Genomic DNA, 15,310 nt, shown 5'->3' with positions numbered 1-15,310 from the left:
CGGCGCTGCGGTCAATTCTGTAGGAGCGAGCTTGCTCGCTCCTACAAAAGGCAAGCCAGCGGCGCGGTCAAACTGTGGGAGCTGGCTTGCCTGCGATGAGGCCCTCAAACACCCCACACCTATCAGCCTGTCCCCGGCACATTCGGCCAAAGATCAGCCACCAGAAACAACCGCTCGGCTTCCTCCCACTCCTCACCGTTCGGCACCATGCGCACCAGCAACTGCGCCGGGGCCATTGGGTCTAGCTCTGCCAGCCAGTCTTGCATCTGCACCTCACTCCACACTTCATCGGCCGGGTAATGCGCGGGCGCCAGCCAGGCATGGCGGGGCAGGGGTTGCCAGCGGCCCGCCGGGCGGGTGCTGACAAAGTCTGTCCAGTCGCGCTGATGCAACCAGCGCCCACGCAGATGCTGCGGGTGAGCGCCGAGGGGGGAGTGCGCCGCGCCGGGCCAGGGGTAGAGCAGATAGCCGCCGAGCCACAAATGCGCATCGAACGCTTGGATATCCAACGCCGCCAATGCCTCGCGGCTTTCTGCCCGCGCGGAGATTGGCAATTGATGCTCGGCCAGGTGCGCGAGTTTGCGGTCCAGCCGATCATGGCAGCCAGGCCCCAGCCATTGCGTAGCGTCCTGGCCGTTGCCGTCCTGCGGGCCGAGGTAGAGTTTGATCGCCAGTTCCAGGTGGTGCACCCCATCGCGGTCGCGCAGCAGCATGTCCAGTTCGCCCAGCGTGTGCCCGGCACGGCGGATCGGCAGGTTGGCGGCCAGCAACTCCACACCCGGCGCCTGCTGCACCGCAAATTGCCACAAGCGCTCGTAGTACAGGCCCAGGCGCCGGGTACGTGACAGGCTCAGCCACTGCTGCAACGCGCTGCTGTCCTGGTCCAGCTGGCGCAGCCAGGCTTCGAGTTGGTGAGGGGCTTGCACCCAGTCACTGCCCGCCAGCGGATGGCGCTGCGGCCAAGGCGTCTGCGCCAGCATCGGCGGCGCGAGCATCACCCACGCCAGGTCGCGCACCTCGGGGTGGCGCAGTTGGCGGGGCAGGGTGTGCAAGTCGGGGAATGGGGTCATGGTCCGAGCATAGCCTTTTCAGCGTGCAGAAGGTGCCTGAGAACCATTGTCATCAAGGCTTGGCGGCGACAAAGGATTTTGCCTGAGACGGCCTTTCGCCCATAATCGCTCTTTTTGCCTCACCCCAGATCCCGCAGGAGCCCCATGGAGCAATTTCGCAATATCGGCATTATCGGTCGCCTGGGCAGTACCCAGGTGTTGGACACCGTCCGCCGGCTGAAGAAGTTTCTGCTCGAGCGCCACCTGCATGTGATCCTCGAAGACACCATCGCTGAAATCCTCCCCGGCCACGGCCTGCAAACCTCGTCGCGCAAGATGCTCGGCGAGGTTTGCGACATGGTCATCGTGGTCGGTGGCGATGGCAGCCTGCTCGGCGCTGCCCGGGCACTGGCGCGGCATAACGTGCCGGTGCTGGGCATCAACCGTGGCAGCCTGGGCTTTCTGACCGATATACGCCCCGATGAGCTGGAAGTCGAAGTGGCCAAGGTGCTCGACGGCCATTACCTGGTGGAGAACCGCTTCCTGCTGCAGGCCGAAGTGCGCCGCCATGGCGAGGCGATCGGCCAGGGCGATGCCCTCAACGATGTGGTGCTGCACCCGGGCAAATCCACGCGGATGATTGAGTTCGAACTGTATATCGACGGCCAGTTCGTGTGCAGCCAGAAGGCTGACGGCCTGATCGTCGCCACGCCTACCGGCTCAACCGCGTATGCGCTGTCGGCGGGAGGCCCGATCATGCATCCCAAGCTCGATGCCATTGTGATCGTGCCGATGTACCCCCATATGTTGTCCAGTCGGCCAATTGTGGTCGATGGCAACAGTGAGCTGAAAATCGTGGTGTCCAAAGACATGCAAATCTACCCGCAAGTCTCCTGCGACGGGCAGAACCATTTCACCTGCGCCCCCGGTGACACCATCACCGTGAGCAAGAAGGCACAGAAGTTGCGCTTGATCCACCCGCTGGATCACAACTACTACGAAGTGTGCCGTACCAAGTTGGGCTGGGGCAGCCGCTTGGGAGGTGGAGGCGACTGATGCTCGATCCCGCGCGTAGCTACGACCTGATTGGTGACGTGCACGGTTGCGCTCATACCCTTGAGCACTTGCTCGACCAATTGGGTTACCACAAGCAGGGCGGCACTTGGCGCCATCCGTCACGCATGGCTGTGTTCCTGGGCGATATCATCGACCGTGGCCCACGCATCCGTGAGGCGCTGCATATCGTCCACGATATGACCGAGGCCGGCCAGGCGCTGTGCATCATGGGTAACCACGAGTTCAATGCGTTGGGCTGGACCACGCCGGCCCCGCCGGGCAGTGGCAAGCAGTTCGTGCGTGAGCACAACCCGCGCCACGCCCGCTTGATCCAAGAGACCCTGACCCAGTTCGAACACCACCCGGCCGACTGGCACGACTTCCTCGGCTGGTTCTACGACATGCCGCTGTTTGTCGACGCCGGGCGTTTTCGCGTAGTGCACGCGTGCTGGGACGACAGTTTTATCCAGCCGCTGCGCGCCACCTTCCCGGACGGCTGCATCGACCAACACTTCCTGCAAGCCGCCGCCGTACCGGGCAGTTTCGCCTGCAATGCATTCGATCGCCTGTTGCGCGGCACCGATATGCGCCTGCCCGATGGGCTCACCCTGACCGGTGGCGATGGCCTGACGCGGTCGTTCTTTCGCACCAAGTTCTGGGAAGACGACCCCAAGACCTACGGCGACATCGTGTTCCAGCCCGACGCCTTGCCAGAGCCGGTGGCACGCACGCCGTTGTCGTCCACGCAAAAGAATTCCCTGCTGCGCTATGGCGTCGATGAACCGCTGTTGTTCGTCGGCCACTACTGGCGCAGCGGCAAACCGGCGCCGATCCGCCCGAACCTGGCCTGCCTGGACTACAGCGCGGTGCTGTACGGCAAGCTGGTGGCGTATCGGCTGGACCAGGAAACCCAGCTGGATCCGCGTAAATTCGTATGGGTCGACGTTGAGCGACCAGAGGCCATTCCATGAGTACCGTAGCTGTATTGCGCTTGCCCCTGAGCGTTGACCTGGGTGGTTTCGTCAAGTTGCTGCACCGCATGCAGGTGCCGCACCGCGTCAGCGAGGAGGCCGGTGAACAGGTGCTGTGGGTGCCCGAGGCCATCAGCGACGATGTGCGCGTGTTGTATCAACGCTTCCCCGCTGGCGACCCCGACCAGCAACTGGATATTCCCGAGCAGGCGCCGGTTACGCGGCCAGGTTTTGTCCAGCAGGTGCGCCACAGCCCAGTCACCGCACTGGTGCTGTTGGCCAGCCTGATTGTGGGTGCGGTGACCCTGCTGGGTGAAAACCTGCAAGCCATGGCCTGGCTGACCTTCCTGCCGTTCCGGGTGCTGGGCGAGTACATCCAGTTCACACCGTTGGCCGACACGCTGGCCTCGGGGCAGTGGTGGCGCCTGGTCACGCCGATGCTCATCCACTTCGGCATCCTGCATCTGGCCATGAACGGCATGTGGTACTGGGAGCTGGGTCGGCGCATTGAAGCGCGCCAGGGCAGCATCAACCTGCTGGGCCTGACCCTGTTGTTCAGCCTGGTCTCCAACTACGCGCAATACGCCTACGGTGGCCCCGGCTTGTTTGGCGGTTTGTCCGGCGTGTTGTACGGCCTGCTCGGGCACTGCTGGATCTTTCAGTTATTGTCGCCCAACCCGGCCTATCGCCTGCCCCGTGGGGTGCTGGTGATGATGCTGGTGTGGTTGCTGCTCTGCCTGTCGGGGCTGGTCTCGATGATCGGTTTCGGCGAAATCGCCAACGCGGCCCATGTGGGCGGGTTGGTCATCGGTTGCTTGACGGGTTTGCTCGGTGGTTTGTACAACCGTCGCAAAGCGTCTCTTTGATAAGGAAGAGCCTTATGTCCTCTTTTGCTGAAATGATCGAAAACATCACCCCGGACATCTACGAGAGCCTCAAGCTCGCGGTAGAGATCGGCAAATGGTCCGATGGCCGCAAGCTCACCGCCGAGCAGCGCGAATTGTCGTTGCAAGCGATGATCGCCTGGGAGATCCAGAACCTGCCCGAAGAGCAGCGCACCGGCTATATGGGCCCGCAGGAGTGCGCGTCCAAGTCAGAACCGGTGGCGAACATCCTGTTCAAGTCGGATGCGATCCATTGATTGAAATTGGTCGCGGTGCAGTCAGCAAAATGTCGGCGCAACTCGGTGAGCCGACCGTTCAATACGCCTTTCGCCTGGGCGACACCGAGGTGCCGGTCAATCCGTTGATCGGCACCCATGTACGCCTGGAATACCTGGGCGCGATTCATTGCAGCCATTGCGGGCGCAAGACCAAGACCAGCTTCAGCCAGGGCTATTGCTACCCGTGCATGACCAAGCTGGCCCAGTGTGACCTGTGCATCATGAGCCCCGAGCGTTGCCATTACGACGCCGGCACCTGCCGCGATCCCGGCTGGGGCGAGACATTCTGCATGACCGACCACGTGGTGTACCTGGCCAACTCGTCGGGGATCAAGGTCGGCATTACGCGCGCTACACAGTTGCCCACCCGTTGGCTGGACCAGGGCGCCAGCCAGGCGCTGCCGATCATGCGCGTGGCGACGCGCCAGCAATCGGGCTTCGTCGAAGATCTGTTTCGCAGCCAGGTGGCCGACAAGACCAACTGGCGTGCCTTGCTCAAGGGCGATGCGCAAGCGGTGGACCTCAAGCAGGTGCGTGATGAGCTGTTCGCCTCTTGCGCCGAGGGCTTGCTGGGTTTGCAGGAACGCTTTGGCCTGCAAGCCATCCAAACCATTGCCGACATCGAGCCGATTGAAATCCGCTACCCGGTCGAGCAGTATCCGACCAAGATCGTCAGCTTCAACCTGGACAAGAACCCGATTGCCGAAGGCACGCTGCTGGGGATCAAGGGCCAATACCTGATCTTCGATACCGGCGTTATCAATATTCGTAAATACACGGCCTACCAGCTCGCCGTGCATCAGTAGAAGGATCCCAAGCATGCGCACCGAACAACCGAAGATGATTTACCTGAAGGACTATCAGGCGCCGGACTACCTGATCGACGAGACGCACCTGACCTTCGAGTTGTTCGAGGACCACAGCCTGGTCCACGCGCAGCTGGTGATGCGCCGCAATCCCGAGCGTGGCGCCGGTTTGCCACCATTGGTGCTCGACGGCCAGCAACTTGAGCTGTTGAGTGTCAACCTGGCCGACCAGCCGCTCACGGACGCTGACTACCAGCTGACCGACAGCCACCTGACCGTGCAGCCAAAGAGTGAGACCTTCACCCTCGACACTACCGTCAAGATTCATCCGGAAACCAACACTGCCCTGGAAGGTTTGTACAAATCCAGCGGCATGTTCTGCACCCAGTGCGAGGCCGAAGGTTTCCGCAAGATCACCTATTACCTCGACCGCCCGGACGTGATGAGTGTGTTCACCACCACGGTGATCGCCGAGCAGCACAGCTACCCGGTGCTGTTGTCCAACGGCAATCCGATTGCCAGCGGCCCTGGCGAAGACGGCCGGCATTGGGCGACCTGGGAAGATCCGTTCAAGAAGCCGGCGTACCTGTTTGCGCTGGTGGCCGGTGACCTGTGGTGCGTCGAAGACAGCTTCACCACCATGACCAACCGCGAAGTCGCGTTGCGCATCTACGTCGAGCCGGAAAACATCGACAAGTGCCAGCACGCCATGACCAGCCTGAAAAAATCCATGCGCTGGGACGAAGAAACTTATGGTCGCGAGTACGACCTCGACATCTTCATGATCGTGGCGGTCAACGATTTCAACATGGGCGCCATGGAGAACAAGGGCCTTAACATCTTCAACTCCAGTGCCGTGCTGGCCCGCGCCGAAACCGCTACAGACGCCGCTCACCAGCGCGTTGAAGCCATCGTCGCCCACGAATACTTCCATAACTGGTCGGGCAACCGCGTGACCTGCCGCGACTGGTTCCAACTGTCGCTCAAGGAAGGCTTCACCGTGTTCCGTGACTCGGGCTTCTCTGCCGACATGAACTCGGCCACGGTCAAACGCATCCAGGACGTGGCGTACCTGCGTACCCACCAGTTCGCTGAAGATGCCGGCCCCATGGCCCACGCCGTGCGCCCGGACAGCTTTATCGAGATCTCCAACTTCTACACCCTGACCGTGTATGAAAAGGGCTCGGAAGTGGTCGGCATGATCCACACCTTGCTCGGTGCCGAAGGCTTTCGCAAAGGCAGCGACCTGTATTTCGAACGCCATGACGGCCAGGCCGTGACCTGCGACGACTTCATCAAGGCCATGGAAGACGCCAATGGCGCCGACCTCAGCCAGTTCAAGCGCTGGTACAGCCAGGCAGGTACCCCGCGCCTGGCGGTAAGCGAGGCCTACGATGCGGCGGCCAAGACCTACAGCCTGACCTTCCGCCAGAGCTGCCCGCCGACTCCGGACAAGGTCGAGAAACTGCCCTTTGTGATCCCGGTGGAGCTGGGCTTGCTGGACGGGCAGGGCGCCGGCATTGCCTTGCGCCTGGCCGGTGAAGCGACAGCGGGCGACACTTCGCGGGTAGTCTCGGTGACCGAAGCGGAGCAGACGTTTACCTTCGTCGACATCGCTGAAAAACCCTTGCCTTCGTTGCTGCGTGGTTTCTCGGCGCCGGTGAAGCTCAGCTTCCCCTACAGCCGCGATCAACTGATGTTCCTGATGCAGCACGACAGCGACGGTTTCAACCGCTGGGATGCTGGCCAGCAGTTGGCTGTGCAGGTATTGCAGGAACTGATCGGCCAACACCAGGCTGGCCAGCCGCTGAAGCTTGATCAGCGCTTGATCGACGCGCTGCGCACGGTGTTGAGCGATGAAAGCCTGGACCAGGCCATGGTCGCCGAAATGCTCTCGCTGCCGAGCGAAGCCTATCTCACGGAAATCAGCGAAGTGGCGGATGTGGATGCCATCCACGCTGCCCGCGAGTTTGCCCGCAAGCAACTGGCCGACAACCTGTTCGAAGGCTTGTGGCTGCGCTACCAGGCCAACCGCGAGCTGTCCAAGCAAACGCCTTACGTGGCAGAGGCCGAGCACTTCGCCCGCCGTGCGCTGCAGAACATCGCGCTGTCTTACTTGATGCTCAGCGGCAAGCCAGAAGTATTGGCGGCCACCCTGGATCAGTTCGACACCAGCGATAACATGACCGAACGCCTGACGGCGTTGGCGGTGTTGGTGAACTCGCCGTTCGAAGCAGAGAAAGCCCAGGCCTTGGCGGTGTTTGCCGAAAACTTCAAGGACAACCCGCTGGTCATGGACCAATGGTTCAGCGTACAGGCCGGCAGCACCTTGCCGGGCGGGCTGGCACGGGTCAAGGCGTTGATGGAGCACCCGGCGTTCACCATCAAGAACCCCAACAAGGTGCGCGCGCTGGTGGGCGCATTTGCCGGGCAGAACCTGATCAACTTCCATGCGGCGGATGGCTCGGGCTACCGTTTCCTGGCGGACCTGGTGATCCAGCTCAATACGTTGAACCCGCAGATCGCCTCGCGCCAACTGGCGCCGCTGACACGCTGGCGTAAATACGACAGCGCACGGCAGGCGCTGATGAAAGCGGAGCTGGAGCGCATCCTGGGTGCGGGTGAGCTGTCCAGCGATGTGTTTGAGGTGGTCAGCAAGAGCCTGGCGTAAACCTCATTGCTTTATGTAGGAGCGAGCTTGCTCGCGAGGAACTCACAGGCGCCGCGTTCATTCAGGAAGCACGCGTCATCGTTGACGTTTTTCGCGAGCAAGCTCGCTCCTACAGGCGGCAGGATTGATCCCTGGCACTAGGCCGATTCATAGCTGCGGCGCGTGCGCTCTATCTCTTCGACCAACCGGTCAATGCCCGCCAACCGTGCTCGGTTGTCATGATCCCAAGGATGAAAGCCCGGCTTGAAATAATGCAGCCACGGCCGGAACATCCGTGGAAACACCCCCTTGGGCCCATACAAGAACTTCACCATGCGCCACAAGCCCTTCAGCGTGCCGCCCGAAGTGCGGTCGGCAATCAACAGGCGCACGTGAAAATCCAGCACCACCACCCAGAACAGCACGCTGGTGGTCAGCATGGTCCCCGTGCGTAGCAGGTAACGTGCAGGCCCTGGTTTGATCACCCTGTTCCACACATCGAACGCCACGGCTTTGTGTTCGGTTTCTTCCAGGGCGTGCCAGTACCACATCTGCTGGTAACCCTTGAGTGAGTCGCCAAAGCGCGACGGGTCGCTCAGCAGGATTTCGGCGAGCATGGCGGTGTAGTGTTCCAGGGCGATGGTCACCGCCAGGTTGAACGATGGCGGCAGGTGTTTTTTCTGCAGGTCGAGGAAGAACTTCAAGCGTCGGTCAAGGGTGTGCGCCGGCAGGCCGGCCGCTTGCAGCAAGTCGTTATACGCCACGTGTTCACGGCTGTGCATGGCCTCCTGGCCGATAAACCCCTGGATCTCTTTTTTCAGTTCGGCATCGTCGATCTGCCCACGGTAGTGGCGCACGCTGTCCATGAAGAACAGTTCGCCCTGGGGAAACAGCAACGACAGGGCATTGAAGAAATGGCTGACCACAGGCCCTTGTTCGTGCCAGTTCTTGATGCGCTCGGCAGGCAAGGCAAAACGGATATCGCGACGGATCGGCAGCATGGTGCGTGCTCCTGTTCAGAGTCGAGGCTCGTCGTTGGTTTCAAACACTGGTGTGCGCGGCTTGGGCGCCATGCGCTTGCTGGCAAACACCACCAGGGCCTGATAGGCCGCCGGCAGGCAACGGGCGAGCAGATCGAGGAAATAGGCATCGCGGCCAATCAGCACGCGGCGCTTGTTTTTGCGTACGCCTTGCAAGATCACTTTGGCGGCCTGGTCGGCGTCGGTGATGAAGAGTTTTTCGAAATCGGCGCGGGCTTGTTGCTCGCTGTGGATGAGAAAGCCGGTCATGTTCGCGTCGATGCGGCTGCTGCGGCAGATATCGGTACGAATGCCGCCGGGGTGTACACAGGTGGCCGAGACGCCGCAGCGTTGCAGGTCGAGCTCCTGGCGCAAGGCTTCGGTGAAACCGCGCACGGCGAACTTGGTGGCGTTGTAGCCGCTCATGCCGGGCTGGGCGAACAGGCCGAACACGCTGGACGTATTGATGATATGCCCGTCGCCGCTGGCCTTGAGGTACGGCAGGAATGCCTTGGTGCCATGCACCACTCCCCAGAAGTTGATGCCGACGATCCATTCCAGGTCGGTGTAATCCACGCCTTCGACGGTGCTCGACAGCGCCACCCCGGCATTATTGAAGACCAGGTTGACCTGGCCGTGCTCGGCCGCGCAACGCGCCGCCCAATCGAGCATGGCCTGGCGGTCGGACACGTCCAGCACTTGGGTGGTGACAGTGACGGGCGACAAGGTCGAGGTGCGGATCAGCGCCAGGGTCTGTTCCAGGCCCTGGCTGTTTTTGTCTGCCAGCGCCAGGTGGCACCCCTCCCGCGCCAGGGCCAGGGCCAGTGCGCGGCCCATGCCGGAAGCCGCGCCGGTGATCGCCGCGACGCGGCCGTTGAATGACTTCATGACAGGCTGCCTTCTGTGGTGGAGTGGGGCGTTGCAACCGCTCGCGGCAGGGCGGGCGCCGGCGCCTGGCTGACGCTGTAGTCCTTGAGGGCAAAATGCCGGGTGACCTGTTTGAAGCGCCAGGTTGAGCCGGGCCACAGCGTGGTGTTCTTGCCGGTGCGCGGGTCGAGGTACCAGCTCTGGCAGCCGCCGGTGTTCCAGATGGTGCGCTTGAGCTTGTCCTGCAACTGCTGGTTGTAGGCGTGCTCCACGGCGGGCTTGACCTCTACCGTGGTAAGGCGCTGGCGCTGCATGTGTTTCAGGGCGTCGAGGATGTACGCGACCTGGGCCTCGATCATCAGGATCATCGAGTTATGCCCCAGGCCGGTGTTGGGGCCCACGATCAGAAACAGGTTCGGGTAGCCCGGCACGGTGGTGCCTTTGTAGGCATGGGCGCCATCGCGCCAGGCGTCCATCAGGTCGATGCCGTCACGGCCGATGATGCAGCCATGGGGCAACGGGTCGCTGGCCTGGAAACCCGTGCCGAAGATCAGGCAATCGGCGGGGTGCTTGATACCGTCGGCGGTAACCACGCCGTCGGCTTCGATGCGCAGTACGCTGTCGGTGACCACCTCTACATTGCTGCGCGAGAGTGCCGGGTAGTAATCGTTGGAGATCAACACCCGCTTGCAGCCGATGGTGTAGTCCGGCGTCAGGGTTTTGCGCAGGGAAGGGCGGGCCACTTGTTTGCGCAGATGACGCAGGGCGATTTTCTGCACCATTTTCATCAGGCGTGGATGCAGGGCAAAGCCCACCACACGGCCTTCCAGCGCCCAGTAAAGCGTAGCGCGCACCAGCTTTTGGGTGAGTGGTACATGCTTGAACAACCAGCGCTCGGCAGCGGAAATCGGCCGATCAGGCTTGGGCATAATCCACGGCGGTGTGCGCTGGAACAGGTCCAGGTGCGCTACCTGCGGGGCGATCTGCGGCACGAACTGGATAGCGCTGGCACCGGTGCCGATCACCGCCACGCGCTTGCCCTTCAAGGAATACTCGTGATCCCACTGCTGGGAGTGAAAGCGCTTGCCCCTGAAGCTGTCCAACCCTGGGATATCCGGCATTGCCGGGCGTGACAACCCCCCCATGCCCGACACCAGCACCCGTGCGCTGACGTGGCGGCCGTTACTGAAGGTCAGCTGCCAGCGCTGCTGCTGTTCATCAAACACCGCACGTTGCAGGCCCATGCCAAAGCGCAGGTAGGGCGCCAGTTCGAAGCGCCTGGCGCAGTCTTCCAGATAGGCGCGGATCTCGGGTTGCGCCGCGAACTGTCGCGTCCAGTTCGGGTTGGGCGCAAAGGAAAACGAATACACATGGGACTGCACGTCGCAGGCGCAACCTGGGTAGTGGTTGTCGCGCCACGTACCGCCTAGGGTCTCGGCCTGTTCGGCAATAAAGAAGTCGGTGAGCCCGGCTTCCTTGAGTTTGATCGCCATGCACAGGCCCGCGAACCCGGAGCCAATGATGGCGATGTCAATTGAGTCGCTGGGGGCATTCATAGGGCTGCCTCGTCAATAAAACGCTTGGGCATCGGATGTGCTCCTGTTTTTGTTTTGTCTTTTAGATAGAACACCATTGCAAAGGAAAATTGAATTATTTATTTTAAAAAAGATTTTAAATAATCTACCTGAAAAATTCGCCTACGCTAGGACCTTGTTGCGCATGAGCGATTTGTCCGACGGATGAACGTGGTATGCATGAAGTGTAGGTCCAGGGCGTAGACGATGGCTGGGGTCAGATCAATTCCGGTCGGGTCGCCAGCAGCAGGGAAGCAGAGGACCGAGCTATGGCTGTCGAATGGGTTGTCGCTGCGGGTGTGCTGGCGGGCGCCAGTGCTGCGTTATGGGGCTTGAGTGCCTGGATGACGCGGCGCATTGAAGCGACCGTGCCGATCAACGGGCGTTTCGTCGAGGTGGATGGCGAGCGCTTTCATTATGTCGAAGAGGGCAAGGGCCCGCCGCTGGTGATGATTCACGGGCTGATGGGCAGCAGTCGCAACCTGACCTATGCCTTGTCCGGCCAGTTGCGTGAGCATTTTCGGGTCATCAGCCTCGACCGGCCGGGCTCAGGCTATTCCACCCGGCACAGCGGCACGCCGGCAGACTTGCCGGCCCAGGCGCGACAAATCGCGGCCTTCATCAATACGCTGGATCTGGGTAAACCGCTGGTACTGGGGCACTCCCTGGGCGGCGCGATTGCCCTGGCGCTGGCCCTCGACCATCCCCATGCCGTATCCGGGCTGGTGCTGGTTGCGCCCTTGACTCACCCCCAACGCATGCTGCCGCTGGTGTTCCTGTCTCTGGCCGTGCGCCCGGCCTGGCTGCGGCGCTGGGTAGCGCACACCTTGACCCTGCCCATCGGCCTGCTGACCAAAGACTCGGTGGTGAAGGGCGTATTTGCCCCCGATCCTGCGCCGCCGGACTTCGCCACCCGTGGCGGCGGTTTGCTGGGCATGCGACCCGACAATTTCTACGCGGCGTCAACCGAGATCAACCGGGTCAACGACCACCTGCCGGAGATGGTCAAGCGCTACTCACGATTGACCCTGCCCATCGGCCTGATCTACGGGGCGCAGGACAAGGTGCTCGACTTCCAGAAACACGGCCAGACCCTGGCCAGCAAGGTGCCAGGGCTGAAAATGCAGGTGATTGAAGGCCGTGGGCATATGTTGCCGATCACCGCCACCGAGCGCGTGGCGGCGCTGGTGGAGCAGGTGGCCAAGCGGGCTCGACCCGGCGAGAGCGTCCGGCCGATAAACCCACCTGTCGCCCTGGCGAGCCAGTAACAGTGCCACCTGACTGCGGCGCCTGGCGTTGACGCCTGCCCTTGAGTACCTGACCAAACGGCTGAAAAGAGACTGCTCGGTCACGGAAAAAAGGGCTGGAGAAACTAGTTGACGACCTAACGATTCCGCGCTATTTATTTAAAAAAATTATTTCAATGTGTAATTTGAAATTATTTTTGAAATGCCTAAGAGCGAATAAAATAATGAAAAAAACGCCTTTTATCGCATGGTTGATTTCCCGGAGCAGTCAACGCTCCGTATACCTGTCGTCTGTCTCGTTGCCCACCGAATGCGTTCGGAGGCTGCCATGAACCAGACTCTGGCAGCCCCGCATGTCTGGGCCGACGGCAAACGCCACCTGTGGTGGCTCGGCATCATGCCGCTGGCGACGCCCTTGCTCTCCGGCGCCCTTGCCATCACCACAGGCGTGCAACAACTGTGGTGGGTGGGCGTGCTGGTGATCTTCGGCTTGATCCCGCTGATTGACGGCCTGCTCGGCGAAGACGTCAGCAACCCGCCCGAATCTGCGGTCAGCCACCTTGAATCCCAACGCTACTACCGCTGGATCGTCTACACCGGCGTGCTGTTTGTGATTGCCTCGGTGGTCATCACCGGTTGGCTCGCTGCGGGCGGTATAGACTGGATCATCAACGGCGGCCTGTTGCACGCCACGGCCACCCTGGAACCCTCGAACTGGCTGGCCAGGACCGCCGCGTTCATCACCGCCCGCACTGAACTTCACGGTGCAGTCAGCTGGTTGACTTATGTGGGCATGGCCATGTCCACCGGTGCCGCCACCGGTATTGCTATCAATACCGCCCATGAACTAGGGCACAAACCCAAACCCCTGGAAGTGTTCCTGGCCAAGGTCACCCTGGCGCCGACCTTCTACGGCCACTTCTACACCGAACATAACCGTGGCCATCACGTACGGGTCGCCACTCCGGAAGACCCCGCCAGCTCGCGCCTCGGTGAAAGTTTCTGGGCATTCCTGCCGCGTTCGGTGTGGTTCAGCGCTGTGTCGGCCTGGAACCTGGAGCGCGAACGCCTGCGCAAACTCGGCCTGCCGACCTTGCACTGGAAGAACGCCGTGCTCAGCGCCTGGATGTACAGCGTGGTGTTGTGGGGCGCAATGATTGCCTGGCTGGGGGCGGCGGTAATTCCGTTCCTGATTATCCAGGGCATCTACGGGTTCTCGTTGCTGGAAGTGGTGAACTACGTCGAGCATTACGGCCTCAAGCGTCAGAAGTTGCCCAATGGCCGTTATGAACGCTGCTCACCGCGTCACTCGTGGAACAGTAATCGAATTGTCACCAATATCTTTCTGTTCCAGTTGCAGCGGCACTCCGATCACCATGCCAACCCTACGCGTAGTTATCAGTCGCTGCGTCACTTTGATGAATCACCGCAACTTCCGTATGGCTACGCCAGCATGATTGTCTGGGCTTATGTGCCGTACTTGTGGCGGCGTCGCATGGACCATCGTGTACTGAATCACTATGCCGGCGATATCAACCTGACCAATCTTCAGCCGTCAAAGCGTTTGAAGTACCTGGAGAAGTACAGCGGTAGTGCCAAGCCGTTTTGAGATGAAGTAAGCCTTCAGGGTGCACTCGGGATCTGTGTATCGCGCAGGTCCTTGTCGCCCGGCGTTTTGAGTGCAAGAACCTGGTTTGACCCTACAACAATAATTTCAAGGGAAGGACGTACACCATGCAAAGTTCTGCCAAGTTCACCGCCCACATCCTGTTGGCGGCCATGGGCCTGATTGCTTACCACCAGGCCCAGGCTGCGCGTATCGAACCCGCTGGCAGTGCCTTCACCGCCCAAGGGCCTATCAGCTTTTCCAAAGGCAAGCTCATCAGTGCCGACTGCACCATCAAGGTAGCCGGCAAGGTTGCAGCCGATGGTTCATCGGTGAATGTCGACAAAGTCGAGTTCGACGGTGGCCTCAAGTGCAGCCGTGTCGAAGCCATCAACTTGCCTTGGGTGTTAATCGCCAAAGATACAAAAAGCGGCTCCATGTCGAAGATCAGCGTGGACGTGCATGCCTTTGGCCTGGGCGGCAAGTGTGGGCCGTCGACGGCCGACGGAACTTGGGATAACGCCACCGGCAAGTTGGAAGCCGCTGATGTTGCGATTGGCGAAGACTGCAAGATCAAGACGGTGTCGATCAAGATGCCGCCCAACTTCAAAGTTGTCGAATAACACGTTCCGACAGTTGTAGCGGTAAATGCATTGAAATTTGGCTGGAAAGGGAAGTTCTGCAGTTTCACCGTGACCTCTCGATCATGGCCATTACCCCTGGCGAAATGAATCGCCATAACATGTGAGGAAAAACAATGAAAAGCTTGAAAACTCTCGTGTCGCTCTCTGCCTTGGCTGTTTGCATGGGTGCTGCTTCCATGGCCAATGCCTACAGCATCACGCCGGTTAATTCGAACTTTACGGCGCCTGGCACTATTTCGGTGAAGTCACCGTCGTCCTATCAGGCCACCGTTAACTGCACCGCCAACTTTACCGGCAACGTCGACGCCACTGGGGTGGCCAAGATCACCGGGGTGACGGTGAGCGGTAGCGGCCTTTGCGCATTGCCAAAAATCACTGGGTTGCCATGGACATTGACCGCCACCGGCCCAGCGGCAGGTTCGGTCGCCAATGTCGGCTATACCATCGCCTCTTCGGTCCTGTACCCAGCCTCTAACTGTGGCCCATCGACCATCACCGTGGGCTACAGCGGTGGGGTGCTGACGGCGGCCAACCAAGGGCTCAGCGGCAGCTGCACCGTGGTGAGCTTGAGCGTGACCCCAAGCCCAACCTTCACCATCGTGCCTTGATGGCCGGTCGGAACACTGGGTTGATCACCTGCTGAAAGACTGGCGCCTTTT

General features: G+C 60.9%; 14 protein-coding genes. 10 read left to right on the top strand and 4 right to left on the bottom strand.

Annotated features, from left to right (window positions below; genetic code table 11):
- Window positions 1-122: 122 nt before the first annotated feature.
- On the bottom strand, window positions 123-1,070 hold the full coding sequence (locus APH41_RS19330) for a DUF1853 family protein (RefSeq protein ID WP_054920815.1): 948 nt from the start codon (window positions 1,068-1,070) through the stop codon (window positions 123-125).
- A gap of 144 nt (window positions 1,071-1,214) precedes the next feature.
- Between APH41_RS19330 and APH41_RS19325 the strand changes: the two genes are divergently transcribed.
- Genes APH41_RS19325 through pepN form a run of 6 tightly spaced genes read left to right on the top strand, consistent with a single transcriptional unit; the run spans window position 1,215 to window position 7,715 of the window.
- A complete protein-coding gene (locus tag APH41_RS19325) occupies window positions 1,215-2,105 on the top strand; it encodes an NAD(+) kinase (protein ID WP_003217892.1) in 891 nt (296 codons plus the stop codon).
- Complete coding sequence (locus APH41_RS19320) at window positions 2,102-3,076, top strand: metallophosphoesterase (protein WP_161793215.1); 975 nt, start codon at window positions 2,102-2,104, stop codon at window positions 3,074-3,076. Before APH41_RS19325 ends, APH41_RS19320 begins: the two co-directional genes overlap by 4 nt.
- Window positions 3,073-3,942 (top strand): rhomboid family intramembrane serine protease, encoded by an 870-nt coding sequence (locus APH41_RS19315; protein WP_054920812.1) that lies wholly within the window; start codon window positions 3,073-3,075, stop codon window positions 3,940-3,942. The genes APH41_RS19320 and APH41_RS19315 overlap by 4 nt, the downstream gene beginning before the upstream one ends.
- Window positions 3,943-3,956: 14 nt before the next feature.
- Window positions 3,957-4,217 (top strand): YeaC family protein, encoded by a 261-nt coding sequence (locus tag APH41_RS19310; protein ID WP_005788688.1) that lies wholly within the window; start codon window positions 3,957-3,959, stop codon window positions 4,215-4,217.
- Window positions 4,214-5,044, top strand: a complete 831-nt coding sequence (locus tag APH41_RS19305; RefSeq protein WP_054920810.1) for a DUF2797 domain-containing protein — start codon at window positions 4,214-4,216, stop codon at window positions 5,042-5,044. Before APH41_RS19310 ends, APH41_RS19305 begins: the two co-directional genes overlap by 4 nt.
- A 13-nt stretch (window positions 5,045-5,057) precedes the next feature.
- Complete coding sequence (gene pepN, locus APH41_RS19300; RefSeq protein WP_054920807.1) at window positions 5,058-7,715, top strand: aminopeptidase N; 2,658 nt, start codon at window positions 5,058-5,060, stop codon at window positions 7,713-7,715.
- A 137-nt stretch (window positions 7,716-7,852) separates the two neighbouring features.
- Here the strand turns inward: pepN and APH41_RS19295 are convergent, their stop codons facing one another.
- Genes APH41_RS19295 through APH41_RS19285 form a run of 3 tightly spaced genes read right to left on the bottom strand, consistent with a single transcriptional unit; the run spans window position 7,853 to window position 11,136 of the window.
- Window positions 7,853-8,695, bottom strand: a complete 843-nt coding sequence (locus APH41_RS19295) for a metal-dependent hydrolase (RefSeq protein WP_034126050.1) — start codon at window positions 8,693-8,695, stop codon at window positions 7,853-7,855.
- A 15-nt stretch (window positions 8,696-8,710) separates the two neighbouring features.
- Complete coding sequence (locus tag APH41_RS19290) at window positions 8,711-9,601, bottom strand: SDR family oxidoreductase (protein WP_054920805.1); 891 nt, start codon at window positions 9,599-9,601, stop codon at window positions 8,711-8,713.
- The gene (locus APH41_RS19285; RefSeq protein ID WP_054920803.1) at window positions 9,598-11,136 is read right to left on the bottom strand and encodes an NAD(P)/FAD-dependent oxidoreductase; all 1,539 of its coding nucleotides are present in this window, start codon (window positions 11,134-11,136) and stop codon (window positions 9,598-9,600) included. The genes APH41_RS19290 and APH41_RS19285 overlap by 4 nt, the downstream gene beginning before the upstream one ends.
- Before the next feature lie 287 nt (window positions 11,137-11,423).
- Here APH41_RS19285 and APH41_RS19280 point away from each other — a divergent pair, with 287 nt between their 5' ends.
- The 4 genes from APH41_RS19280 to praB all read left to right on the top strand — a co-directional run bounded on the left by APH41_RS19280 (window position 11,424) and on the right by praB (window position 15,259).
- The gene (locus APH41_RS19280; RefSeq protein ID WP_054920802.1) at window positions 11,424-12,422 is read left to right on the top strand and encodes an alpha/beta fold hydrolase; all 999 of its coding nucleotides are present in this window, start codon (window positions 11,424-11,426) and stop codon (window positions 12,420-12,422) included.
- A 307-nt stretch (window positions 12,423-12,729) separates the two neighbouring features.
- Entirely contained in the window at window positions 12,730-14,010 is a 1,281-nt protein-coding gene (locus APH41_RS19275; RefSeq protein ID WP_054920800.1) for an alkane 1-monooxygenase, read from the top strand.
- Between the two features lie 125 nt (window positions 14,011-14,135).
- Window positions 14,136-14,630, top strand: coding sequence for an alkane oxidation protein activator PraA (praA, locus tag APH41_RS19270; protein ID WP_014718292.1), 495 nt, complete (start codon window positions 14,136-14,138; stop codon window positions 14,628-14,630).
- 134 nt (window positions 14,631-14,764) lie between these two features.
- Window positions 14,765-15,259 (top strand): alkane oxidation protein activator PraB, encoded by a 495-nt coding sequence (praB, locus tag APH41_RS19265; RefSeq protein ID WP_003190764.1) that lies wholly within the window; start codon window positions 14,765-14,767, stop codon window positions 15,257-15,259.
- The last annotated feature ends 51 nt before the right edge of the window (window positions 15,260-15,310 follow it).

It is taken from the genome of Pseudomonas sp. NBRC 111138 (genome assembly GCF_001320835.1).
GTDB classification, from domain to species: domain Bacteria; phylum Pseudomonadota; class Gammaproteobacteria; order Pseudomonadales; family Pseudomonadaceae; genus Aquipseudomonas; species Aquipseudomonas paracarnis.
Note: the sequence above shows the minus strand (reverse complement) of the source record. Positions and strands in the feature narration are given on the sequence as shown.